Annotated in this window: 20 protein-coding genes and 1 tRNA gene; 7 read left to right on the top strand and 14 right to left on the bottom strand. The window is 61.9% G+C overall.

Annotated features, from left to right (window positions below; translation table 11 throughout):
* Positions 1-2 precede the first annotated feature (2 nt).
* Positions 3-944 (bottom strand): bifunctional methylenetetrahydrofolate dehydrogenase/methenyltetrahydrofolate cyclohydrolase FolD, encoded by a 942-nt coding sequence (gene folD / locus OES25_04690; protein MDH3626938.1) that lies wholly within the window; start codon positions 942-944, stop codon positions 3-5.
* 17 nt (positions 945-961) lie between these two features.
* A complete protein-coding gene (locus tag OES25_04695; GenBank protein ID MDH3626939.1) occupies positions 962-1,654 on the bottom strand; it encodes a hypothetical protein in 693 nt (230 codons plus the stop codon).
* Positions 1,655-1,709: 55 nt separating this feature from the next.
* Here OES25_04695 and uvrA point away from each other — a divergent pair, with 55 nt between their 5' ends.
* The gene (gene uvrA, locus OES25_04700; GenBank protein ID MDH3626940.1) at positions 1,710-4,520 is read left to right on the top strand and encodes an excinuclease ABC subunit UvrA; all 2,811 of its coding nucleotides are present in this window, start codon (positions 1,710-1,712) and stop codon (positions 4,518-4,520) included.
* Here uvrA and OES25_04705 read toward each other — a convergent pair.
* The 5 genes from OES25_04705 to folK form a co-directional block, all read right to left on the bottom strand.
* The gene (locus OES25_04705; GenBank protein ID MDH3626941.1) at positions 4,517-4,903 is read right to left on the bottom strand and encodes an aspartate 1-decarboxylase; all 387 of its coding nucleotides are present in this window, start codon (positions 4,901-4,903) and stop codon (positions 4,517-4,519) included. The two genes, uvrA and OES25_04705, sit on opposite strands and share 4 nt — an antisense overlap.
* Before the next feature lie 87 nt (positions 4,904-4,990).
* Entirely contained in the window at positions 4,991-5,875 is an 885-nt protein-coding gene (gene panC, locus OES25_04710; protein MDH3626942.1) for a pantoate--beta-alanine ligase, read from the bottom strand.
* Positions 5,876-6,667 (bottom strand): 3-methyl-2-oxobutanoate hydroxymethyltransferase, encoded by a 792-nt coding sequence (gene panB / locus OES25_04715; protein MDH3626943.1) that lies wholly within the window; start codon positions 6,665-6,667, stop codon positions 5,876-5,878. It lies immediately after the preceding gene.
* Between the two features lie 93 nt (positions 6,668-6,760).
* A complete protein-coding gene (locus tag OES25_04720; protein ID MDH3626944.1) occupies positions 6,761-7,399 on the bottom strand; it encodes a deoxynucleoside kinase in 639 nt (212 codons plus the stop codon).
* Between the two features lie 27 nt (positions 7,400-7,426).
* Positions 7,427-7,939 (bottom strand): 2-amino-4-hydroxy-6-hydroxymethyldihydropteridine diphosphokinase, encoded by a 513-nt coding sequence (folK, locus tag OES25_04725; GenBank protein ID MDH3626945.1) that lies wholly within the window; start codon positions 7,937-7,939, stop codon positions 7,427-7,429.
* 102 nt (positions 7,940-8,041) lie between these two features.
* Here folK and OES25_04730 point away from each other — a divergent pair, with 102 nt between their 5' ends.
* The 5 genes from OES25_04730 (at position 8,042) to efp (ending at position 14,841) form a co-directional block, all read left to right on the top strand.
* Complete coding sequence (locus OES25_04730) at positions 8,042-8,560, top strand: tetratricopeptide repeat protein (protein ID MDH3626946.1); 519 nt, start codon at positions 8,042-8,044, stop codon at positions 8,558-8,560.
* 1 nt (position 8,561) lies between these two features.
* On the top strand, positions 8,562-9,983 hold the full coding sequence (gene glmU, locus OES25_04735; GenBank protein ID MDH3626947.1) for a bifunctional UDP-N-acetylglucosamine diphosphorylase/glucosamine-1-phosphate N-acetyltransferase GlmU: 1,422 nt from the start codon (positions 8,562-8,564) through the stop codon (positions 9,981-9,983).
* A gap of 98 nt (positions 9,984-10,081) precedes the next feature.
* Positions 10,082-11,926, top strand: a complete 1,845-nt coding sequence (gene glmS, locus OES25_04740) for a glutamine--fructose-6-phosphate transaminase (isomerizing) (protein ID MDH3626948.1) — start codon at positions 10,082-10,084, stop codon at positions 11,924-11,926.
* Positions 11,927-11,980: 54 nt separating this feature from the next.
* Positions 11,981-14,242 carry a UvrD-helicase domain-containing protein gene (locus tag OES25_04745; GenBank protein ID MDH3626949.1) on the top strand — a complete coding sequence of 754 codons (2,262 nt, stop codon included), beginning with the start codon at positions 11,981-11,983 and terminating at the stop codon, positions 14,240-14,242.
* Positions 14,243-14,283: 41 nt separating this feature from the next.
* Positions 14,284-14,841: an elongation factor P gene (efp, locus tag OES25_04750; GenBank protein MDH3626950.1), complete on the top strand. Its 558-nt coding sequence runs from the start codon at positions 14,284-14,286 to the stop codon at positions 14,839-14,841.
* On the opposite strand, the gene OES25_04755 is transcribed toward efp, so the two are convergent.
* Genes OES25_04755 through hemB form a run of 4 tightly spaced genes read right to left on the bottom strand, consistent with a single transcriptional unit; the run spans position 14,842 to position 18,316 of the window.
* Positions 14,842-15,522 (bottom strand): metal-dependent hydrolase, encoded by a 681-nt coding sequence (locus OES25_04755; GenBank protein ID MDH3626951.1) that lies wholly within the window; start codon positions 15,520-15,522, stop codon positions 14,842-14,844.
* Complete coding sequence (hemL, locus tag OES25_04760; protein MDH3626952.1) at positions 15,519-16,805, bottom strand: glutamate-1-semialdehyde 2,1-aminomutase; 1,287 nt, start codon at positions 16,803-16,805, stop codon at positions 15,519-15,521. The genes OES25_04755 and hemL overlap by 4 nt, the downstream gene beginning before the upstream one ends.
* A gap of 20 nt (positions 16,806-16,825) precedes the next feature.
* Positions 16,826-17,329, bottom strand: a complete 504-nt coding sequence (locus OES25_04765) for a DUF45 domain-containing protein (GenBank protein MDH3626953.1) — start codon at positions 17,327-17,329, stop codon at positions 16,826-16,828.
* A 6-nt stretch (positions 17,330-17,335) separates the two neighbouring features.
* Positions 17,336-18,316: a porphobilinogen synthase gene (hemB, locus tag OES25_04770; protein MDH3626954.1), complete on the bottom strand. Its 981-nt coding sequence runs from the start codon at positions 18,314-18,316 to the stop codon at positions 17,336-17,338.
* Positions 18,317-18,560: 244 nt separating this feature from the next.
* Between hemB and OES25_04775 the strand changes: the two genes are divergently transcribed.
* Positions 18,561-18,635, top strand: a tRNA-Met gene (locus tag OES25_04775).
* A gap of 67 nt (positions 18,636-18,702) precedes the next feature.
* Here the strand turns inward: OES25_04775 and OES25_04780 are convergent.
* Genes OES25_04780 through OES25_04790 form a run of 3 tightly spaced genes read right to left on the bottom strand, consistent with a single transcriptional unit; the run spans position 18,703 to position 23,022 of the window.
* Entirely contained in the window at positions 18,703-20,010 is a 1,308-nt protein-coding gene (locus OES25_04780; GenBank protein ID MDH3626955.1) for an aminotransferase class I/II-fold pyridoxal phosphate-dependent enzyme, read from the bottom strand.
* Between the two features lie 52 nt (positions 20,011-20,062).
* Positions 20,063-21,895 carry a M20/M25/M40 family metallo-hydrolase gene (locus OES25_04785; GenBank protein ID MDH3626956.1) on the bottom strand — a complete coding sequence of 611 codons (1,833 nt, stop codon included), beginning with the start codon at positions 21,893-21,895 and terminating at the stop codon, positions 20,063-20,065.
* Positions 21,892-23,022, bottom strand: coding sequence for a hypothetical protein (locus OES25_04790; protein MDH3626957.1), 1,131 nt, complete (start codon positions 23,020-23,022; stop codon positions 21,892-21,894). The genes OES25_04785 and OES25_04790 overlap by 4 nt, the downstream gene beginning before the upstream one ends.
* Positions 23,023-23,024 lie beyond the last annotated feature (2 nt).

The raw sequence follows: 23,024 nt of genomic DNA on the forward strand, positions 1-23,024 counted from the left end.
CTCTAGGCTCGCTCGGCGGATCGCGTAGCGGCGGTGAGGGTGTTCTTGAGAAGCATCGCGATCGTCAACGGCCCTACCCCGCCGGGGACCGGTGTCAGCCAGCCCGCACGGTTGGCAGCCTGAGCGGGGTGGACATCGCCGGCGACGACCGCACCCTTCTCGGCCAGCGTTGCCAGCCGCTTGGCGTCGTCGTCGAACAGGTCGCGGACCATCGCCTCGTCGCTGACACGGTGGATTCCCACATCGATGACCGCGGCACCGGGGCGTATGAAATCAGCCGTGACCATCCCGAGTCGGCCTACGGCAGCGATAAGAATGTCGGCCTGGGCCGCGACGGCCGGGAGGTCTTTCGTGCGCGAATGACAGACGGTGACGGTACAGTTTTCACGCAGAAGAAGTGCGGCCATCGGCTTGCCGACGATGTTACTTCTGCCGATGACGACGGCGTGGGCTCCCGATAGTTCGATCTGGTATCGCTTCAGGAGCTCGATCACCCCTGCAGGTGTACAGGGTGCGAACCCGGGCAAGCCGATGTTGACCCGCCCGACGTTTACGGGGTGAAAACCGTCAACATCCTTATCTGGATCGATCGCCTTGATCACCTTGCTCGCATCGATTCCGTCGGGTAGCGGCAACTGGATCAGGATGCCGTGCACGCTGGCATCTGCGTTCAGTTGCTCGACCGTCTCGAGGACTTTTGACTCGGAGGCATCGGCGGGGAGCCGGATGATATCCGAGGTCATCCCGGCGCGTTCGGCCGCCCGGTTCTTGCTTCGCACGTAGATCGATGAAGCAGGATCTTCGCCGACGAGCACGACGGTCAGGCCGGGACGGATCCCATGCCGTTCAAGAAGACTTGCGCAACCCTCCGCAACCTCGGCGCGGATCGCCTTCGCAGTTGCCTTCCCGTCAAGGACTTTCGTCTCGATCTGCGTCTCCGTCACATCAACCTCTACAGGGACTATTCCGTTTCCGGTGTCCCGGTCCCTCGCGTCTTGTTTCGTTTCTTGGGTTTGACCCGCTGGTATGCGGCCACCAGCTCGCTCTCGCCGACACCCGCGATTTCCACATTAATGTCGATCTTGAACTGTTTAACCCGTGGAGCGATCGCGGGGTAGAGCAACAACCCGTGAACCGAATCCCCGGGTGCCATCGTCCGGACGTTGTCGAAGAGTAGCTCCGCCGCTTCCTGGTAGGCCACCGGGAACTCTCGTCCGGTCGATCGGAAATCGAATTTCAGGTCCGAGGCGCCAACCGGGGCCTCGACCTGTCGTCCACTGGTGACGAGCCAACTCCGCAGCGGGTTGTAGATCAATTCCGAATCCCCGCGATTCTCGATACGGAGGAGGAACGAGAGATACTCGGGTTGGCCTTCCGGCGCGGCGAACGGGTCGGTGGGGTGTCCCGTTACGCGCTCGAAGTAGGCCAGACGCATTTCGGTGGTGAGTGGCGTCAATTGGATGGAATGTGTGGCGGTCTCCGCGAACCAGGTCTCACCACGGAGGTTCGATTCTTCGGCCTCAACCGGTGCGGGTTCGAACGGCGAGAGCGACCCCGCCATCGACGGCATGACGAAGCTGATCAGACTCCACAAGACGAGTGCTGTCAGAGGAAAAGTGGGCCACTTCTTGGCTACGTCCAGGTGTCGTTCCATCCCGTCAGGATAGCACGTGCTATTCCGCTCGAAGTCGCTACAATGCGGAGTTCTCATGGCCGTTTCCGACATCGTCATCCACGGCGCTTCAGAGCACAATCTCAAACGGATTGACCTGACGCTACCGCGGAACAAGTTGATCGTCATTACCGGCGTCTCCGGTTCCGGGAAGTCGTCCCTCGCCTTCGACACGATCTACGCCGAGGGTCAACGACGGTACGTCGAGTCGCTGTCGGCCTATGCGAGACAGTTCCTCGAGCAGATGGAGAAACCGGATGTGGAGTCCATCGAAGGACTCTCCCCCGCCATCTCGATCGAGCAGAAGACCACCCACCGCAACCCCCGGTCCACCGTCGGCACGGTTACCGAGATCTACGACTACCTTCGACTGCTGTTCGCACGGGTCGGGCGGCCTCACTGCCATGAGTGTGGCAAGCCGATCGAAGCTCAGTCCGTGCAGCAGGTCGTCGACGCCATCCTCGAGTTCAAGACCGGCACGCGAATACAGATCCTTGCGCCGATTGTCCGCGGCCGAAAGGGTCAGTATCGAAAAGAACTGGCGGACGCCGCCCGCACAGGATTTGTCCGGGCCAGGATCGACGGCGAGATCCACGACCTCGCCGACGACATCAAGCTGGACAAGAAGCTGAAGCACACGATCGAGATCGTCGTGGATCGACTTGTGGTCGGACCGGATCTGAAGAGTCGCCTGACCGACTCGGTCGAGACGGCGCTGACCGCCGCCGACGGGATGGTGATGGTCGCCGTGCAGGGTGGGAAGGACCATCTGTTCAGCCGTCATCTGGCCTGTCAGGACTGCGGGATCTCGGTACCCGAGCTTGCGCCACGGATGTTCTCATTCAACTCGCCCTATGGCGCCTGCCCGGAATGTGACGGGATTGGATCGAAGAAGAGTTTCAGCCCGCACCTCCTGATCATCGATGAGATGAAGTCGCTGCGGGAAGGCGCGCTCGCCTGGGGCGACGCCAACCGCTGGCAACTACTCGAGACAAGTCTGTTTCCGGCCTACAAGGTCTCCCCCGATACCCCGTACAAGAAGCTGCCTGCCCGTTTCAAGAAGATCCTCTGGGAGGGAGCCGGCGATCGCGAGTTTCGCTTCCTCTGGAAGGGCAAACGCACGACTTACGAATTCACCAAGAGTTGGGAAGGCATCATCGCCAGTCTCGAGCGGCGTCATCGCGAGACTGAATCGGAACGACGACGCGCCCAACTCGAACGTCGGATGGCTATTCGTCCCTGCCCGGACTGCGACGGCGCCCGCCTGAGACCCGAGAGCCTCGCGGTGACGGTCGGTGGCCGCAACGCCGCGGAACACGTGGCGATGTCGGTGGCGGAGGCGGATCAGTTCTACGCAAGCCTCAAGCTGACGAAGCGAGAGCAGGCGATCGCCAAGGTCGTCCTGAAGGAGATCTCGGAACGACTGGGGTTCCTCAACAACGTCGGCCTCAGCTATCTGTCTCTGGATAGAAGCGCCGGCACGCTCTCCGGCGGTGAGAGTCAACGGATCCGCCTCGCCACCCAGATCGGCTCCAGGCTTACCGGTGTCCTGTACATCCTGGATGAACCTTCGATCGGGCTACATCAGCGAGACAACCAACGACTACTCGATACGTTGACCTCGATGCGTGACCTGGATAACACGGTCATCGTCGTGGAACACGACGAGGAGACGATCCGGGCCGCCGATGTCGTCGTCGATCTCGGACCCGGCGCCGGGGAACTCGGCGGGGAGATCGTCGCCATGGGTACACCGAAACAGATTATCCGCAACAAGAAGTCGTTGACGGGTGCCTATCTCTCGGGCCGCGAGGCGATCGAACTTCCAACCGAGCGTCGGAAAGCGGACAAACGCGTTCTGCGGATCATCGGCGCATCCGAGAACAACCTCGACAACATCGATGTCGATTTTCCGATCGGTGTGATGACGTGTGTCACCGGCGTTTCCGGTTCCGGCAAGAGCACGCTCGTCAATCAGATCCTTCATCGTCAACTCGCGCACGAGCTTCACGGCGCAGAGGACGAACCGGGCGCCCACCGGAAGATCGACGGCGTCGAACATCTGGACAAGGTGATCGACATCGATCAGTCGCCGATCGGCCGAACGCCCCGTTCGAATCCGGCCACGTACGTCGGCGTGTTCACCGCGATTCGCGAGCTGTTCTCGCAGGTTCCCGAAGCACGGATGCGTGGCTACAAACCCGGCCGTTTCTCGTTCAACGTACGAGGCGGACGATGCGAATCCTGCGAGGGCGGCGGCGTCCTGCAGATTGAGATGCATTTTCTGCCCGATGTCTACGTGACCTGCGATGTCTGTGCGGGGCGACGGTACAACCGCGAGACACTGGAGATTCAGTACAAGGGCCGATCGATCGCAGAGGTCCTCGACATGTCGGTCCGCGAGGGCCTTCAGTTCTTCGACGCCGTGCCGCAGATCCGGCACAAGATGCAGACGCTGTTTGACGTGGGGCTCGGCTACATCCGGTTGGGGCAGGCAGCGACGACGCTGTCCGGCGGCGAAGCACAACGCATCAAGCTCTCCCGGGAGCTTTCAAAGCGTGCCACGGGACGCACTCTGTACCTGCTGGACGAGCCTACAACCGGTCTACACTTCGAGGACATCAAGAAGCTGCTCGGCGTCCTCAAGCGACTGATCGACAGCGGAAATACGATCATCGTCATCGAACACAACCTCGATGTGATCAAGACCGCAGATTGGGTGATCGATCTTGGCCCGGAAGGTGGGGAGAAGGGCGGAAAGATCCTCGCGACGGGGTCACCGGAAAAGATCGCTCGCTCGCGCCGCTCTCACACCGGAGCGTTCCTCAAGAGAATACTGACCGGCTAGTTCACGCGAACGCCGGCCGCCTCGTCTTCCTTGACGTGCTTGATGTGATTGCCGGCACCGATCAACACGACGGTCGGACGATAATCGGACAGATCGTCGGCGGCGACTTCCGCGTACGACGCGATGATGAGCTTGTCGCCAAGTTCCACGAGACGAGCGGCCGCGCCGTTTACACAGCACTCACCGTTCCCGGGCTCGCCTTCGATCAGATAGGTCGAGAATCGATTCCCGTTATCGACGTCGTACACATCGATCTTTTCGTACGGCACCATGTCCGCCGCGTCCATCAGCATGCGATCCAGGGTAAGACTACCCTCGTACTCGACGTCGCAACCGGTCACGGCGATGCGATGCACCTTCGAGCGCAACATCGTTCGATTCATTCGACTCTTACCGTTCATCGGGATTCCTCCCCCACGTCCCCCCGCAACTGATATGCGAGGCCGTAGGCTGTAGGTATTCTAGACATGTCAAGATCTCGCGGCTACTGGGCGCTGCTGAACCGACGATGGATCACGCAGCTCCGCGTTATCCAGGAGTCGAATTCCACCGACCTCCGCGGCCAATACCAACCGAGTAGCGGCTCCGAGTCGATCCACCGTCTCGAACGTCGCCTCATCGATGATCTCCACGTAGTCGGGGGCGACACCCTCCTCCCCCTCGAGGACCTCGCGGGCCGCCGACTTCAGTTCCTCGACGTCGTTCTGCCCTTCCTCGAGCACATAACGGGCCGCCTCCAGGGCACGCGACAACGCCTGAGCCCGGGTGCGGTCTTCCGACGAGAGGTGGCGATTGCGACTCGAGAGAGCGACACCGTCGTCGTCGCGCACGATCGGCACGGCGAGAATCTCGACGCCCAGAAGCAGGTCCTGGACCATCCGCCGAACGACCGCCAGCTGCTGGGCGTCCTTCTCACCGAAGGCAGCAACGTGCGGACGCACGATCTCGATCAGCTTCAGAACGACCGTTGCGACTCCTCGGAAATGACCGGGGCGACTGGCACCCTCAAGCACCTCGCCGACGCGTCCCGGATCGACGCGGGTCACATCGCCCGGTGGGTAGATCTCGGCCGCCTCGGGATGGAATAGATAGTCGACATCTTCCTGGATGCAGAGATCGGCATCCCGCGTCAGGTCACGCGGGTAGCTCTCCAGGTCCGACTCGGATCCGAACTGAGCGGGATTGACGAAGATCGAAACCACCGAGACATCGGCGGTCTCCCGCGCTGCCCGCACGAGGTGCAGGTGCCCGTCGTGCAAGGAACCCATCGTCGGAACCAGGCCGACACGAAGCCCCCGCGATCGGGCACGGGCGCTCAACTCTCGCATGGAGTGCTCGCTTCGAATGAGCTCCATTTATTCGTACGTCTCATCGGTTGCCGGGAAGCTGCGCTCCCGTACGTCGTCCGACCAACGCTTGATCGCCTTGACATGGCGATCGAACGACTCGTCATAGCGGCGAACAAATTTGGGCGACGGTCCGGGCAGCATTCCAAGTAGGTCGTGGTAGACGAGCACCTGTCCGTCGCAGGCGGGGCTGGCGCCGATCCCGATGGTCGGCACACTAACGTCGCCGGTGATTTGCTTGGCGAGCTTCGGAGGCACTCCCTCCAGCACCATCGAAAAGACACCCGCCTCGACAATCGCTTCCGCGTCCTCGCGAATTCGTTCGGCCTCCGCCGCCGCGCGCCCCTGCACCTTGTAACCACCCATCTGCAAGACCGACTGAGGCGTCAGCCCCAGGTGACCCATCACGGGTATCTCGGCGTCCACGATGGCGCGAATCGCGTCCACCCGCTTCCGACCACCCTCGACCTTGACCGCATCCGCTCCGGACACACGAACGAGCTGCGCGGCGTTCCGCACCGATTCGCGTGGATCGATGTGATAGCTGAGCCATGGCATATCGACGACGAGCAGTGCGCTCTTTCGCGCCCGACCGACACTGCGCGCGTGAAGTGCCATCTCGTCCATCGTCACCGGCAGCGTACTCTCGTGCCCGAGGAGTACATTCCCCAGCGAATCGCCCACAAGAATCGCGTCGACTCCGGCGGCCTCCGCAGCCAGGGTGGTGGGAACGTCGTACGCCGTGAGCATGACCAACGGCGGCCCCTCACCTTTTCGCTGCTGGAACCTGGGGACCGTCATTTTGCGGCTATTTCCGGTCACTGTGGCCTCCTTTTTCTCCCCGCCCTCTCGGGTCGAAGGAACGTTCAGCCGATGCGGGTTTCATCCTCGGACTCAGACGGACGAACCTAGTGGTCGATAGTACTGCACGCCGCGCTCCATCTTCTTGATCTGCTCGACCAGTTCATCAAGGTGCTCCTTCTGATGAACGAAGTCGATCGCGCTGGTATCGATGACGAGCAATGGGGTATCCGTGTAATGAAAGAAGAAGTAGTTGTAGGCCTTGCTGACCTCGTTCACGTAAGTCTCCGAAATCTCGGACTCGTACTTTCTGTGACGTCGCCGAATTCTCGAGGTCAACGTCGGGGTCTCGGCCTGAAGGAAGATGACGAGATCGGGCTTCGGCACTTGCTGTTCGAGCATAGCGTAGAGCTTATCGTAGATCAGCAGCTCGCTGTCATCCAGGTTTAGGTAGGCGAAAATCTTGTCCTTCGGAAAGATGTAATCGCAAAGCGTTACCTGACTGAATAGATCCCGTTGTGCCAACTCCTGCAACTGCCGATGACGCGACAGAAGGAAGAAGAGCTGCGCCTGGAACGCCGCCCCCGCCTTATCTTCGTAGAACTCTTGCAGAAACGGATTCTCGAGATCCTCGAGCACCTTGTGTGCATCGAACTTACGCGCCAACAGGTCGACGAACGAGGTCTTGCCGACCCCGATAGGACCTTCGACGGCGATGGATCTGAATTTCACAATCGGGCTCCCGTACCCAGGCGACGATTATAGGGGGGCTCCGACAGCCGAGGCAAGAGAACCGATGCACCGCACCTTCGCCGGATCTGAGAGCTCCGCGAGCGCGGTGCGTGGGTTCCTCCCGGTCCACGGGTCGACCCAGTCCGCGGCGATCTCCGCCAGAGGCGCGAGCACGAACGAGCGTTCCCACATTCTTGGGTGCGGTAGGTGCAACCGCGGTAGCTCGAGGCGAACATCGCCCAGGACGAGGAGATCGAGGTCCAGGGTCCGTGGTCGAAGGTCGCCATCTCGCGTCCTGCCGTTGCGAGCCTCGATCTCCAACAGTCGTTCCAGGACGGATTCGGCGCTGAGTTCGGTCTGGACTCGGACCACCATGTTCCAGAACCAACCTCCCACTCCCGCTCCAACCGGCTCCGTCTCCCAGACCGACGATGAACACACCGGTTCGATGCCGGCGGTGGCCAGATCTTGAATCGCCGCCTCCAGGTAGGCACGCCGATCGCCCAGGTTGCTGCCCAGGCCTACAAATCCTTCCGTCATCGAGTCTCCAGGGGGTCTAGTTGAAAGCGGATGGGACGGGCCGCTATCATGCCATGCCGCCGAGAGGTCGGCTCCCTACACCAGCCGGAGGAATCGAGAGTCATGCCATCGAACACCGAAAACGACAAGATTTACCAGAAAGCGATTGCCGAGTTCACGGCCGCCCTGGATCAGCTCCAGAAGGGTGACATCACCACTGCCCACGCAAACTTCATACGGATTATTGCGGAGAATCCTCTGGAAACGGTTCTCATCGACCGATGCCGCACCTACATCTCCGTTTGCGAACGTCGTCAGGCTCCCGAGCCGGCTGCACCCAACAGCAATGAAGACCTGTACAAAAGCGCGGTCCTCATGATGAACGCGGGCGACGCCGACAAGGCCATCCCGTTACTGGATCGAGCGTTGCAGACCGAGCCCGGATCGGCCCGTCTTCTCTTTGCTCGGTCGTCCGCCTGGGCGCTTCAGGCTCGTGCGGATGCCGCAATTGCGGATCTCCGACAGGCGATCGCCATCGATCCGACAATCCGCTTCCAGGCGACCAACGATCCCGACTTTGAGCGAATCCGCGAGGAGCCCTCGTTCATCGACATCATCGAGCCCACGCCTACTGGAGTCTGACGTGGCTGCAGGTCGACCGACGCTCACGGTGCTCGTGCTGGCCGCGGGTAAGGGCACCCGCTTACGCTCACGCACCATCAAACTGCTTCATCCGGTTGCGGGTCAACCGATGGTCTCTCACGTGCTGGACGCCGCCTCCGGTCTGCGACCGGGTCGGACGGTGACGGTTGTCGGCTACCAGGCGGATCAGGTCAAACACGCGCTATCCGGACACGACACTCGTTTTGCCATGCAACGAGAGCAGCTCGGAACCGGCCACGCGGTTTTGCAGGCAAAGAAGGAACTCCGCCAGACGGGCACGCTTCTGGTCGTCAACGGCGACCTGCCGACCCTTCGCACGGCATCGCTCCGAAGGTTCCTGGACAAACACCGTCGCAGTCGCGCAGCGCTTAGCGTCCTCTCCGCGGAGATCCCCGATGCCGCGGGCTACGGACGAATCGTGCGCAACGAGAACGACGTCTTTCAGCGAATCGTCGAGCACAAGGATGCGAGTCGGGCGGAGCGGAAGATCCGCGAGATCAATGTGGGGATCTATGCGGCGAACCCCGCCAAACTCCTGCGAACCCTCGCACGAGTTCGCCCCCACAACAAGCAGGGCGAGTACTACATCACCGACGCCGTGCACGCGTTGCTTTCGGCCGGCGAACGCGTCATCGCGGTGCGTCACGACGATGCGGCGGAGGTTCTCGGCGTCAACACGCGGGCTGAACTGGCCGAGTCCGGACAGACTCTCTACAAGCGAAAGGCGCAGGAGCTACAGTCACGAGGCATAACGTTCCTGGACGCGTCGACCACGTTCGTCGATCCCCGGGCCAACGTGGGCCCCGATACCGTTCTCTATCCGAACGTTATGGTTGAGGGCGCCTGCCGGATCGGCCGAGACGTCGTCATTCGACCGGGTTGCCGCATCGTGGACTCCACGATCGGTGACAGCGTGGAGATCCGTGATCATTGTGTCGTGCAACAGTGTCGCATCGACCGCGGGGCGCAAGTCGGTCCCTTCGCCCATCTGCGACCGGACAGTCACCTGGGTGCAGACTCTCGCGTCGGTAACTTCGTTGAACTCAAGAAGACCCACCTTGGCAAGGGAAGCAAGGCGAGCCATCTGGCCTACCTCGGAGATGCTGAGATAGGGCCGGGGTGCAACATCGGAGCCGGGACGATCTTCTGCAACTACGATGGAGTGCGCAAACATCGGACGGAGCTCGGCCGGGGCGTCTTCATCGGAAGCGACAGCCAGTTGGTGGCGCCCCTGAGTATCGGACACGGGGCCTACGTCGGCGCGGGCAGCACGATTACCGAGGATGTCCCGATCGATGCGCTGGCCGTCTCACGTGGGAAGCAACGCAACATCCCGAACTGGGCCAAGAAGCGGCGCGCGAAAGCCGCCGCCCGAAAAAAGAAGACTTCCCGCAGGGGCTGAGGGCCGCTCTCGTCTTTGTAAGGCTACCGACCTATATTGATGGTCCGTGAGGGGCTCGCGCCCCAGACCACGTCCGCAGAATCGGAAAGGGATCCTCCATGTGTGGCATCGTCGGATACATCGGCCCGCAAGACCCGGTCGAGGTGCTGATCGAGGGACTGCGTCGATTGGAGTATCGCGGGTACGACTCTGCCGGCATCGCCGTGATCGACTCCGAGGGCGGCCTCGAGCTCCGTCGGGCCCCCGGTAAGCTGCGGGATCTGGAGACAGTTCTCCAGCAAGCGCCTATCCGCGGCAAGTACGGTATCGGTCACACCCGCTGGGCGACCCACGGCCGCCCCACCGAAGAGAACGCCCATCCCCACCGCGACTGCAGTGAGCGGTTGGTCGTCATTCACAACGGCATCATCGAGAACTACGTCGATCTCAAGCACGAACTTGAAGACCAGGGGCACACCTTCGTCACCCAGACTGACACGGAGGTCGTGGCCCACGCACTCGAGCAGGCGATCAAGGACGGCGCATCCGGGCTGGTTGAGGCGCTCCGTCTCGTACTCCCGCGCCTGGAGGGGATCTACGCACTGGTCGCGGTCTCCGCTGACGAGCCCGACCTGATGGTCGCGGCGCGACAGGGTCCGCCACTGGTCGTCGGCCTCGGTGAGGGCGAGACCTTCATTGCATCCGATATTCCCGCCATCCTCTCCCACACCAAGGACGTGGTCTTCATGGACGACGGCGAGATCGTGGTCGTGGATGCAGACGGTCCCTCCTTCATCGATCTGGCTGGCAACGCCATCGAGAAGGAGGCGATCCGCGTCCCCTGGGATCCGATCATGGCGGAGAAAGACGGCTACAAGCACTTCATGCTGAAGGAGATCCACGAGCAGGCACGGGCCGTGAGAGACACGCTCCTGGGTCGGGTTTCGCTGGAGTCCTCCAGCGTTCTGCTGGAAGACGAGATCGGCCTCAGCGATGACCAACTGCGCGACGTGAAGCGGATGGCGATCGTTGCCTGCGGAACGTCGTGGCATGCGGGGCAGGTCGGAAAATTCCTCATCGAACGACTCGCCGGCGTTCCGGTGGAGGTCGACTACGCGTCGGAGTTCCGTTACCGCCAACCGCTGATCGACGCGTCGGTGCTACCGATCTTCATCTCTCAATCGGGCGAGACGGCCGACACGCTGGCCGCCCTCCGTGAGGCGAAGTCCAAGGGTGCCGAGACGGTGGGGATCTGCAACGTCCAGGGTTCGATGCTGACCCGTGAAGCCACGGGCACGGTCTACACTCATGCGGGCCCGGAGATCGGTGTCGCCTCGACGAAGGCGTTCACAAGCCAGCTTGTCGCCATCACGCTACTTGCGCTCCATATCGGACGAGTCCGCGGGAAGATCGAAGACGCGGAGATGAAGCAGATCGTCGAGCAGCTCTATCACGTCCCCGCACAGATGGAACGCTATCTCGCCGACGACGGACCGATCCAGGAACTCGCCCGCCGGTTCCAGCACCACAACGACTTCCTCTACCTCGGGCGCGGGGTGAACTATCCCATCGCACTCGAGGGTGCGCTGAAACTGAAAGAGATTTCGTACATCCACGCCGAGGGCTACCCCGCCGGCGAGATGAAGCATGGCCCGATTGCGCTGATCGACGAGGAGCTACCGGTCGTCGCGTTGGCGCCGAGAGACTCCGTCTACGAGAAGATGCTCTCCAACATAGAAGAAGTGAAAGCACGCTCCGGAATCGTGATCGCCGTGACCGATCAGGAAGACGCCGCACTTCGCGACAAGGCCGATGCCGTCATCGTCATGCCGCGAACCCACGAACTTCTGTCGCCGCTCCTGATGGTTCTTCCGTTGCAGTTACTCGCTTACCACATCGCGCTGCTTCGCGGTTGCGATGTCGATCAACCGCGTAACCTGGCGAAGTCCGTCACCGTCGAATAACGGCCGACGACCACCGTCCTCTGCTGGTAGAATGCGTCTCCTCTCAGCGGAGGCGTGTTGCAGACCAATCAGTCCAGTAACGATCAGGGGGATCTTCTGCGGGCCCTCAACGAGCCGCAACGGATCGCGGTCACCCATGTCTCCGGTCCCCTACTCGTGCTCGCCGGCGCGGGCTCCGGTAAGACGCGGGTCATCACGCATCGAATCGCCAATCTGATCCTCCATGAGGACGTACAGCCCGACCGTATTCTTGCGGTGACGTTCACCAACAAGGCCGCCGCCGAGATGCGGGAGCGGGTTCAGAGGAGGCTGGCGGGCCATCCGTTCAACGCCTGGATCGGGACGTTCCACTCGCTGTGCCTACGCATCCTCCGACAGGACGGCACTCGGATCGGGCTCGCCGAGGGCTTCAACATCTACGACGGTGACGACCAGCGTGCGCTCGTCAAGAGGATCCTCAAGGCCGAGGGCGTGGATCGGAGTGCGGGCCCCCCAAGATCGTTCCTGTCGAAGATCTCTCGAGCGAAGAACGGGATGATCTCCCCGGCAGAACTCGAGAAGCAGTCCTATAGCCCCGAGGGTCGCCAGGCCGCCCGCATCTACGGCCTCTACGAGCAGGCTCTACGCCGCGCCAACGCGGTGGACTTCGATGATCTGCTGGTCCGTACTCTGGAACTCTTTCGAGAGCACGAAGAGGTCGCCGCCCGCTACGCGTCTCGCTGCGAGTACCTGCTCGTCGACGAGTACCAGGACACGAACCGACCGCAATACCTGTTGGTTCGTTTTCTGACGGCCGCGCACGGCAACATCTGCGTCGTCGGCGACGAGGATCAGAGCATCTATCGCTTTCGCGGGGCGGAACTGAGAAACATCCTCGAGTTCGAGCAGGATCACCCGGATACGACGGTCATCCGGCTGGAGCAGAACTACCGATCCAGCGACACGATCATTCGCGCGGCGTCAGCGGTGATCGCAAAGAACGTCTTTCGCAAGGGGAAGACGCTCTGGACCGACAACGATCGCGGCGATCCGGTGGAGTTGTTTTGTGCCTCCGACGATCGACTCGAAGCCGCATGGGTCAGTCAACGCATCCAGCAGCTGGCCGATTCGATGCCCCTGGAAGAGATCGCGGTTCTCTACCGAACGAACGCACAGTCTCGTCAGGTCGAGGAGATGTTAAGACGGGACCGTGTGCCCTATCAGATCGTCGGCTCCGTCCAGTTCTACGAACGAAAGGAGATCAAGGATCTCCTGGCCTACCTGAAACTCGCGGCCAACCCGTCGGATGACATCGCCTTTCGTCGGGTCGTCAATACGCCAACCCGAGGGATCGGGGCGACGACCCTGTCGCGAATCGACGACGTCGCACGAGGCCTGGGGCTCCCGTTGATGGAGGCAGCAGGTCACGCCCTACAACAGGGCCTCCTGCCCCAGCGAGCGGCCGGCCGGCTGCAGGAGTTCCTCGATTTCGTGACGACACGGATGCATGTGGCCGACGACCAACCGGTCGCGGATCTACTTGAGCGGTTGGTCGAGGATCTGGACTACGAGGAGTATCTGGAGAAGGCATTTGCCGGGCAGGGTGGCGATCGGATGGAAAACGTCCTGTCGTTGATCAGCGCGGCCGCAGAGTACGCCGACGAGGTGGGCGGAGGGGACCTTCAGGGCTTCCTCGATCGATCGGCACTGGTCGCGGGGGCCGACGAGGTCGGCGAGCGCCCCGGCGTCACGTTGATGACGATCCACTGCGCCAAAGGACTCGAGTTTCCCGCGGTGTTCCTACTGGGCCTTGAGGAAGAGTTGTTTCCCCATGCCATGGCCAGCGGCTCCGATGAGGACATCGAGGAAGAGCGTCGTCTCTGCTACGTCGCCATGACGCGGGCGATGAAACGACTGTTCGTTTCTCATGCGGCGGTGCGTCGTGTCCAGGGAGCCCTGATCCCCCACCCCCCGTCTCGCTTTCTCTCGGAGATCCCGACCGACCTGATCCAGGACGTCTCACCGGTCCGGGTTCCGGGGTTCTTCGACCAGACGCCGCTGGGCGACTCAGGGTCCTCCGGCGGTGGTTCGTCCGCCGCCCGGGCGGCGAATCGTCGATCCACCGCCCCGCCTCCCGTGGTAGCCGGCCCGTCGCGTGCATCCGACGCCGAAGATGGCTATTCTGTCGGCTCTCGGGTGATCCATCCGCGCTTTGGGGTGGGACAGATCGTCAACCGAGAAGGGAAGGAAAAGCACCTCAAGCTGACCATTCATTTTTCTGATCATGGGCAAAAGAAGATCTTGCCCGCCTACACGAAACTACGTGTCGAGAGTTAACTCCGTACGCGAAAGCCCATAGTTCAGGAGAGCATCGAGCCATGAAGGCGACACTTATCCGAAAGGGCCACCTGGTCCGCATCGACGGCCAACTCTACCGAGTCCTGGTCATGGACCATGTAACCCCCGGCAAGGGACGGGCCCACATCCAGGTCAAACTCCGCAACATCATCGAGGGGACGCAGAAGGACATGCGGTTTCGTTCCAGCGAAGATGTCGAACGTGTAGCCCTGGAACCAAAGAAGATGCAATTCCTGTACGCCGACGGCGACGCCTATCACTTCATGGATACCGAGACGTACGAACAGACAGCGATCATGGCTGATGCTCTCGGAGACTCGGTCAACTATCTCTTGCCCGACACCATGGTCGATACGGAGTGGTTCGAGGGTAAGCCGCTTGGAATCCAACTTCCGGCGACGGTCGACCTCAAGGTCGTCGAGACGGACCCGGGCATCAAGGACGCCACGGCTCAGGCGCAACGTAAACCCGCCAAGCTGGAGACCGGCGTCACCATCCAGGTGCCGTCGTTCATCGAGCAAGGCGAGTTGATCCGCGTGAGCACGATCGACGGATCCTACTCGGAACGGGCCAAGTAACTAGAGGTCGATCGACTCGCCCGGATTCAAGATCTTCGCGTCTCGTCCTCCGGCAGACATCTTCGAAAGCCACGAGTTCGCATCCACCTCGATGGGCGGGAAGGTGTCGAAGTGCATCGGTAGCGTCAACGCCGGATCGAGGAACTCGGCGGCCCTCACAGCATCGTCGATCCCCATCGTGAAGTTGTCACCGATCGGCAGGATCGCCACGTCCAGGGGACCGCAGACCTCGCCGATCAACTTCATGTCCAGAAACAGCCCGGTGTCCCCTGCGTGATAGATCTTCTTGTCGCCGGCGGACAACACCACACCCATCGGGTTGCCCAGTGCCTCCCCGTTCGGGCCGGTGGATCCATGGTGGGCGATCGTCCACTTGACATGACCGAAAGGAAACTCCCGACCGCCACCGATGTGCATCGGGTGCGTGCGACATTCCTGCCGGGAAAAATAGTCGGCGATCTCGAAATTGGATACAACCAGGGCATCGCAGCGGCGAGCGATCTCCGCCACATCCGCGAGGTGATCGAAGTGACCATGGGTCACGAGCACCGCGTCGAGCGTCTCGAAGTGTTCCGGACCAATCTTCGCCAGAGGATTTTCACGGAGAAACGGATCGATGAGGACCCGATGACCGCTCGTCTCGACCTCCCAGCAGGCATGGCCGTGGAAATGAAGTTTCATCCGTCTTTCTCCGTGTCGAAATCGCCCATGGCGCTGCCCATGGCCTCGATCGTCTGATCGATCTGCCCCTCGTCGTGGGCGAGTGAGATGAACGCCGCCTCGAACGCCGACGGGGCAAGGTAGACGCCACGCTGAAGCATGCCGTGAAAGAACCTGGCGTATCGAGCCGTGTCGGCTGCCACGGCGTGACTGAAATTGCTAACCGCATCGTTCGTAAAAAAGCCCGTCAGCATCGAACCGACCCGGTTGATCCGGAGCGGAACCCCGTGGCGCTCGGCCGCCTCGTTCCAGCCCCGATGCAGTCGATCCGCCGTTCGCTCCAGCCTGTCGTAAGCACCGTCCTCATCGAGCAACGCCAGCGTCGCGAGACCTGCGCGCATGGCCAACGGGTTCCCCGATAGCGTTCCCGCCTGATAGACCGGACCGTTGGGCGCAACCTGCTCCATGAGATCGGCTCGTCCACCATAGGCAGCTACCGGCAAGCCGCCACCGATAACCTTCCCGAAACAACTGAGGTCCGGCTGGACGCCGAATCGGTTCTGGGCGCCTCCGCGGTCCACCCGGAACCCCGTCATCACCTCATCCAGGATCAGCAGAGCCCCGTGATCGGCTGTAACGCGTCGCAACGCTTCCAGGTACCCCTCACTCGGTGGGATGACGCCCATGTTTCCTGCCACCGGCTCAACGATCATGCAGGCGATTTCTTCGCCATGGCGAGAGAACAGTTCTTCAACGGAGGGCACGTCATTGAACGGAACGACGTGGGTCAGCTCCGCAAGTGCCTTCGGGACACCGGGGCTACCCGGTATCCCCAGCGTCAGCACACCGGAACCCGCCTCGACAAGAAGCGAGTCGAAATGGCCGTGATAGCAACCCTCGACCTTGACGATCCGTTCGCGACCGGTCACGCCTCGTGCCAGCCGGATGGCGGACATCGTCGCCTCGGTACCGGTTGAGACGCAGCGAAGACGCTCGCACGCGGGCACCCGCTCGCAGACGGCCGCCGCCAATCGGGTCTCGAGCTCGCACGGAGCGCCGAACGAGGTTCCCCGACGGGCCTGATCCTGAATCGCCTCGACCACCGCGGGGTGCGCGTGACCTGCAATCAGGGGCCCCCAGGACCCGACGTAGTCGATGTACCAGCGGCCGTCGCTGTCCTGAACGCGACAACCCTCGCCCCGCTCGAGGAACAGCGGTGTTCCACCCACACCCTTGAAAGCCCGGACCGGGCTATTCACACCACCCGCGATATATCGCTGGGCCTCATCGAACAGTCTGCTCATGCGTATCAAAACCCCCGCGTCTATTCGAACAACAGTCCCTGATGCATCGGCGTCGGTCGCCGGTTCGGGCCCGGTCGGTAGTACCCCAGCAATCGCGCCCGATCGAGGATCCTACGATAGAAACGACGGAACCGAATCGAGTGGTCGAAATGCCGGAGATGCGCCAATTCGTGGCACAACGTATCGGCCAGGCTGGACTCCTTGAGGAGCCTTCCCGTACGTGCATGACGCAACCGAATGCGGATGACGCCGTCGGCGTAACAAATCCCGTAGTGGCCGTGAGCATCGTCCCGTTCCTTCTCGATCGCGCTGTAGCGCAGCGAGAAGTGGGTGGCAAGATCCTCCGCCCATCGTCGCAGCTTCTCCATCGTCTCGATGTCCTGCTCGATCTTCACCTGACCGTGGGTGGTTGCCGCACGAACCGGCTGACGGGCCATCGCCCGGAGACGCGCCTGGATCGATGGCTGTAACGATCCCTCGAATTCCTTGAATAGGCCGGGAGAGCCCAGATCTTTGCGAGGCATGGTGTCCTAGCCTCGGTTTAGTTGCCGCGCGGCCTCCCGCGCGTGGTACGTCAAGATCAGGTCGGCCCCGGCTCTGCGAATCGATGTCAGCGTTTCCATCACGACACGGTCACGGTCGATCCAGCCGGCGTTGGCCGCGGCAGCGACCATCGCGTACTCGCCACTGACGTTATATGCCGCGACGGGAACACCGAAGGTCTGCTTCACGCTCTGAATCACATCCAGGTACGCCAGCGCCGGCTTGACCATCACGATATCGGCCCCCTCGTCCAGATCCAGCCCCACTTCCCCGAGGGCCTCGTCCCCGTTCGCCGGGTCCATCTGGTAGGAGAGTCGATCGCCGAACTGCGGCGCAGAATCGGCAGCCTCGCGAAACGGGCCGTAGTAGGCCGACGCGTACTTCGCCGCGTACGAAAGGAGGATTCGATCCGCAAACGCCGCCTCGTCGAGGGCCTCTCGAATCGCGCCAACGCGTCCATCCATCATGTCCGATGGAGCAATGACATCCGCGCCGGCGGCCGCGTGGGAGACTGCGACCCGGGCCAGCAACTGGAGCGTCGGGTCGTTGGCGACGACCCCGTCTTCGATCACCCCACAGTGGCCGTGATCCGTGTACTCGCAGAGACAGACGTCGGTCATCACGACGAGCTCCGGGTACGACCGCTTCAACTCGCGGACCGCACGCTGAACGGCCGCCTCGTCGTCCCAGGCTTCGCTACCCTCGGCGTCCTTACGATCCGGGAGGCCGAAGAGCAGGACCGAACGAATCCCCTCTTCGATCGCCGCCCCTACCTCTTCGACCAGCCTGTCGACCGAGAAGTGGAATTGACCGGGCATGGAAGGGATCTCGTCGCGAACACCCTGGCCCTGCCGAACAAAGAGCGGGTAGACCAGATCGTCGTTATGGAGTCGCGTCTCGCGAACCAGACTCCGCAACCACGGGGTTCGTCGAAGTCGGCGCGGCCGTCGAGTGGGGAAGTCAGCCATCGCGCGGGTCAGTCGTCCGGCTCTGCGAAGAAGAAATACTCCGCACATCCGGTACTGCAGAACGGTCGCCCGCTCATGCGATGTTCGTGTTCTTCACAGAAGTGCCTAAAACAGACCGGACACTTGTGTAGATTGACATCCTCGGACTCGACCGAGCACTTGAAACAGACGACTTTATGCACGCTGCCCGTTCCCTTGCGCTCAGATCGTCACGGGGCTAAAGTAGCGGCCCGCGTGAGATCGGGGCGGCGTAGCTCAGAGGTAGAGCGAGGGATTCATAACCCCTAGGTCCGTGGTTCAAGTCCACGCGCCGCTACCAATTGTTCCCGACATTTCAGAAGCTCACTATACCAAAGCGAGTCGGTGACGACTCGCCGGTTCTCTTGCTACTCGACCGTATCGAGGAGCTTGCGGATCCGCGGGAAGCTCGATTCGATTTCTTCCATCGAAACGGCCCCCACCGACAACCGGAACCACCCGGTATCGCCCTCGTAGCCGAAGGCCTGGAATGGAACGACGGCCAGCCCGGCCTCGTCCAGCAACAGCTTTCGAATCGCATCGTTGTCAGTCAGGGAGCGTCCGGCGGCGGACCGACCGACGAGGTTGAGCTGCAACGACAGGTAGATGGCGCCCTGGGGCGCGATGCAGTCGACCGGATACCCGTCCCTGTGCATGGATTTGAATCCGGTATACAGGGCACTGAGACGCTGTCGAACCCGCTCTGCCATCTCTTTCTGGAATGTACGGACCTCGTCGTCGGCATTCAGGAATGCCGCAAGGGCCACCTGTTCGGGCTTAGGAGCCCAGGCTCCGACGTGACCGATCAGGGCCTTCATCCGATGCGTCAACTCGGGCGCGGCCAGCAACCAGCCGACTCTCAGGCCGGTCGCGGCGAATCCCTTCGAGACGCCATCCACGCTGATCACCCATGGGGCCGCCTCGGGCACCAATTCCACGGGCATGTAGTGTCGTGAGGCACCAAAGACCAGAGACGCGTAGATCTGGTCGTGGAGGAGGAACAGCGCGGGCTTTCCGGTCTTCGTGCGACGTCGGTTCTCCTCGACGACGGCCCCTGTGATGTCTCGAAGATGGGCCTCGTCGATGACGGTTCCCGTCGGATTCAATGGACTGTTGAGGCAGAGCATCCGTGCGTCGGACAGGTGCGGCGCCAGCTGCTCGAGCGTCGGCATGAAGCCGTCTTCGGGGCGCGTCTTGACGACGACGCTCTCGGTATTGCAGATCACACTGTAGTGATTGTTGTTCCACGAGGGCACCGGGTAGACGACGCGATCTCCGGGGTTCGTCACGCAGCGATAGGCCCCGTACAGGATCGGTCGGGCCCCACTTGCGATCAGGACCGATTCGACCGGATACGCGACTCCCCAGCTCCGGGCTACGTAAGCGGCAACGGCCTCCCGCAGCGCCAGGACCCCGTCGGAGGGTGGGTAGTTCGTCTGTCCGTCGGAGACCGCCTGCCGGATTCGATCCGCGAAGCCCGAAGGAATCGGAAAATAGCGTGAGTCGAAGTCCCCGACGGTCAAATTGCAAATCTCGGCACCCGCGGCCACCATGCCGCGAATATCCGAAGCGATCTTGAGGATCTCCGAACCGGCCATCTTATGAGCGGTCTCGGAGAGAGAGGCGTCAACGAGGTTCTTCTCGCCGAATTCGAGGGTCGTCGTTTCTTTTAGCATGCCGCAATTCTATCGACCTCACGACGCCTTGACCAGCCCCAGCGCAAATCGTTTATTCCCTTGCGGTTGGCGTCAGCTCGAAAGTGACACGTTCGCCGTTTCGTACCACGACAACAGTCACCGGGACATCGATCTTCGCCGCATCCAGCGCGTAGGTGTAGTCGTAGATGTTGGCGATCTTCTGCCCGGCGAACTCGACGATCACGTCTCCGGCCCGCATCCCGGCCAGTTCCGCAGGCCCGCCACCGACCACGCCACTCAGCTTGAGACCCTCGACCTCGGTCGTGTAGTCCGGGATCGTCCCGGTGAATGCGCGGACGGTATCTCGGCTCCCACCGCGGCTAATCGGAGGATCGACCTTGAGCCACTCCGGTTCACTCTCGAGCGCGGCAAGCTTACGGGTGACGATGGAGGCGAACTGTGCGACTCGCGACAGGTCCGCGTAATTGATCGTTGCCGCATCGTCGCTTGGTCGATGGTAGTCCTCGTGGCTTCCGGTGAAGAAATTCAATGTCGGGACGCCGGCCTGATAGAGAACGGACGCATCCGTCGGCAGGTAGGGATCGCTCTGCGTGTTGATATCGAAGCCCACCGGAACGTTGCTCTGTTCGACGATCTTCGGCCAGATCGAACTAGAACCCACGGACTGCAGGGTTAGACGATTCTCCCGCATCCGCCCGACCATATCGAAGTTGGCGTAGGCCGTAATGGCCTCGGGATCGAGCCCGTTACCGTTGACGAAATTCGTCGAACCCAGCAGGCCCAACTCTTCACCGGACCAGAATGCGAACGCGACTCGCCGCTGGACGGGTTTCTTTGCGAGTCGGCGCGCGACATCGAGAACCGCCGCCACGCCGGACGCGTTGTCATCCGCGCCGTTGTGGACCGCTCCGACTTCGTCACCGCTGGCCAGTGAGTTGCCATTCTTGCCATCCCCAAGATGGTCGTAATGGGCGCCGACGAGGACCCACCCCCGCTCCTCGGCCGGAGCCTTCGAGCCCTCGGCTAAGTGTGCCGGGAAATAACCGACGACGTTGCGACCCACCTTCCTCTCGCGGACGACGTGGGTCTCGATGGTCGCCTCGACCCCCGGTAGATCGAATCCACTCACGTGGGGATTGCCGGTATCGAGCGACGCCTGAACTTCCTCCAGACCCTTCCCCTCGACGCCCGAAAACAACGCCGCGACGACATCGGCCGACACGCTGGCCGCCACGATTCCTGAGCCCGACAACGCGGTATCGAAGCTCACCGGAATCGTCTCGCCGGCATTCGGGGATCGTGGCCCGATGGCGAACAGGACCGCACGCGCTCCCAGTTCCCTGGCGTGAAGGGCCTTGTAGCGCAGGCCGGAGTAGCGCGACAGCGTGGCACGCATATCCGCGTCGACATCTTCCGGTACATACCGAAGGACAAGGACGATCTTATCCTTGACGTCGAGACCGACGAAACTGTTGTACTCGACGTCACCACCCTCCGGTAGCGCAAGGCCGTAGCCGGCGAAGACGACGGGACCGGTGACGGTTTCATTGTCGGAGAACGAGAGGGCCTGTACCGTCTCAGTCCCACGGAATTCTCGATAGACCTCGTCACCGCTGGCGACGGCGACGCTGGAGCCACCGTCGTTCATTCCGGCCGTGAACTCGAACGGAATCTGGAACGAGTCCTGCCCCGGCAGCGGGTGCGCGCCGAGGCTCTTTAGCTGTTGGGCGATGTAGTCGGCCGCCTGCTGTTCTCCGTCGCTGCCAGTCAGCCTTCCCTGCATGGCGTCGCCGGCGAGGGTTTCGACGTGCTCTCGGACGCTGGCACCCAGGGCCACGCCCCCTGCCAGCAACAGCGCTCCGATCAACAGCGTGCGTCGCAATCGTAATCCGGCTCTTCTCATGGGTTCCCTCTGTCTGGTGCCACTCGTAGCTTCTCGAGCGCGTGTTCGTGATTCCAGTCGGCGATGAACAACTGGGCGCCATCCCTCCCCCCACTCTTACGTGACGAGGTCCAGATCAGCGTCCGACCATCCGGCGACGGAACGGGAAGACCGTCGAACCCATCGGTCTGGGTCACGCGTACCGGCTGCTTTAGTCCGTCGACGTCGACGATAAACAGTTCGAAATTGCCGAAGCCATGCTTGTTGGAGGTGAAAATGACGTAGGCGCCCGACGGATGGGGGTACGGCGCCCAACTCATCGATTCGAACTCGGTGAGCTGTCGAGGATTGCCACCGTCGGCATCCATCATCCAGATGTCCGCCACGAGGCCGTCAGGAGAAAACCGGCGCCAGACGATCGACTTGCCATCCTGGGTGAAGAAAGGCCCTCCGTCGTAGCCGTCGACATCGGTGAGTCGTTGGACGGATTGGCCGTCCGATCGCATCCGATAGATCTCGTTGTAGAACGCCGGGTCGACTTCGAGTTGGCGCTGCACTTCCGCTTCTTTCTCGGCGGCCCCGTAGGCGTGACGATTCGACGCAAAGACGATCCAACGACCATTCGGGCTTACGCTGCCCTCGGCATCGTAGCCACGTGTCCGGGTGAGTCGACGCGATTCACCCTCGGAGGCGGTGACGTAGATCTCCATCTCCGGGTCGTAGTCCCAGGCGTAGCGACGCTCCTCTCCCGACTCGCGAAGTTCGAACTCCTCTTTCTGCTGCGCGGAGCTTCGGGGGTCGTGGTGCGTGGAGGAATAGAGGATCTCCTCGCCGCTCCCCATGTAATACGCGCAGGTCGTCTTCCCGACTCCGTTCGACACCCTGCGGGTCTCGCCATCGGTCAGGTCCATCTCGTAAATCTGGTAGAAGGGGTTTTCCGTCTCCCTCTCGCTCTGGAACACCAGCCGGGATCCATCGGCCGAGAAGTAGCCTTCGCCGGCCCGTCGTCCTTCGAAAGTGAGTTGGCGGACGCGGTCCAGGAAGCGGCCCTCGGCCGCCGGGTCACCGGCGGGCTCGTCAGAGCCGTAACCCGCTGGCATAAAAAGAATTAGCAGGACTCCGACCAACCACCACGCTTGAAACTTCATCG

It is taken from the genome of Acidobacteriota bacterium (genome assembly GCA_029861955.1).
In the GTDB taxonomy this organism is placed as follows: domain Bacteria; phylum Acidobacteriota; class Polarisedimenticolia; order Polarisedimenticolales; family Polarisedimenticolaceae; genus JAOTYK01.

Excerpts from the sequence above, each read along its gene's own strand:
- OES25_04780 (MDH3626955.1), bottom strand. The coding sequence starts at position 20,010 with ATGCTAAAAGAAACGACGACCCTCGAATTCGGCGAGAAGAACCTCGTT.
- uvrA (MDH3626940.1), top strand. The coding sequence starts at position 1,710 with ATGGCCGTTTCCGACATCGTCATCCACGGCGCTTCAGAGCACAATCTC.
- hemB (MDH3626954.1), bottom strand. The coding sequence starts at position 18,316 with ATGGCTGACTTCCCCACTCGACGGCCGCGCCGACTTCGACGAACCCCG.
- hemL (MDH3626952.1), bottom strand. The coding sequence starts at position 16,805 with ATGAGCAGACTGTTCGATGAGGCCCAGCGATATATCGCGGGTGGTGTG.
- glmS (MDH3626948.1), top strand. The coding sequence starts at position 10,082 with ATGTGTGGCATCGTCGGATACATCGGCCCGCAAGACCCGGTCGAGGTG.
- OES25_04790 (MDH3626957.1), bottom strand. The coding sequence starts at position 23,022 with ATGAAGTTTCAAGCGTGGTGGTTGGTCGGAGTCCTGCTAATTCTTTTT.
- OES25_04765 (MDH3626953.1), bottom strand. The coding sequence starts at position 17,329 with ATGCCTCGCAAAGATCTGGGCTCTCCCGGCCTATTCAAGGAATTCGAG.
- OES25_04695 (MDH3626939.1), bottom strand. The coding sequence starts at position 1,654 with ATGGAACGACACCTGGACGTAGCCAAGAAGTGGCCCACTTTTCCTCTG.
- panB (MDH3626943.1), bottom strand. The coding sequence starts at position 6,667 with ATGACGGTCCCCAGGTTCCAGCAGCGAAAAGGTGAGGGGCCGCCGTTG.
- OES25_04730 (MDH3626946.1), top strand. The coding sequence starts at position 8,042 with ATGCCATCGAACACCGAAAACGACAAGATTTACCAGAAAGCGATTGCC.
- OES25_04755 (MDH3626951.1), bottom strand. The coding sequence starts at position 15,522 with ATGAAACTTCATTTCCACGGCCATGCCTGCTGGGAGGTCGAGACGAGC.
- panC (MDH3626942.1), bottom strand. The coding sequence starts at position 5,875 with ATGGAGCTCATTCGAAGCGAGCACTCCATGCGAGAGTTGAGCGCCCGT.
- efp (MDH3626950.1), top strand. The coding sequence starts at position 14,284 with ATGAAGGCGACACTTATCCGAAAGGGCCACCTGGTCCGCATCGACGGC.
- folK (MDH3626945.1), bottom strand. The coding sequence starts at position 7,939 with ATGACGGAAGGATTTGTAGGCCTGGGCAGCAACCTGGGCGATCGGCGT.
- OES25_04785 (MDH3626956.1), bottom strand. The coding sequence starts at position 21,895 with ATGAGAAGAGCCGGATTACGATTGCGACGCACGCTGTTGATCGGAGCG.
- OES25_04705 (MDH3626941.1), bottom strand. The coding sequence starts at position 4,903 with ATGAATCGAACGATGTTGCGCTCGAAGGTGCATCGCATCGCCGTGACC.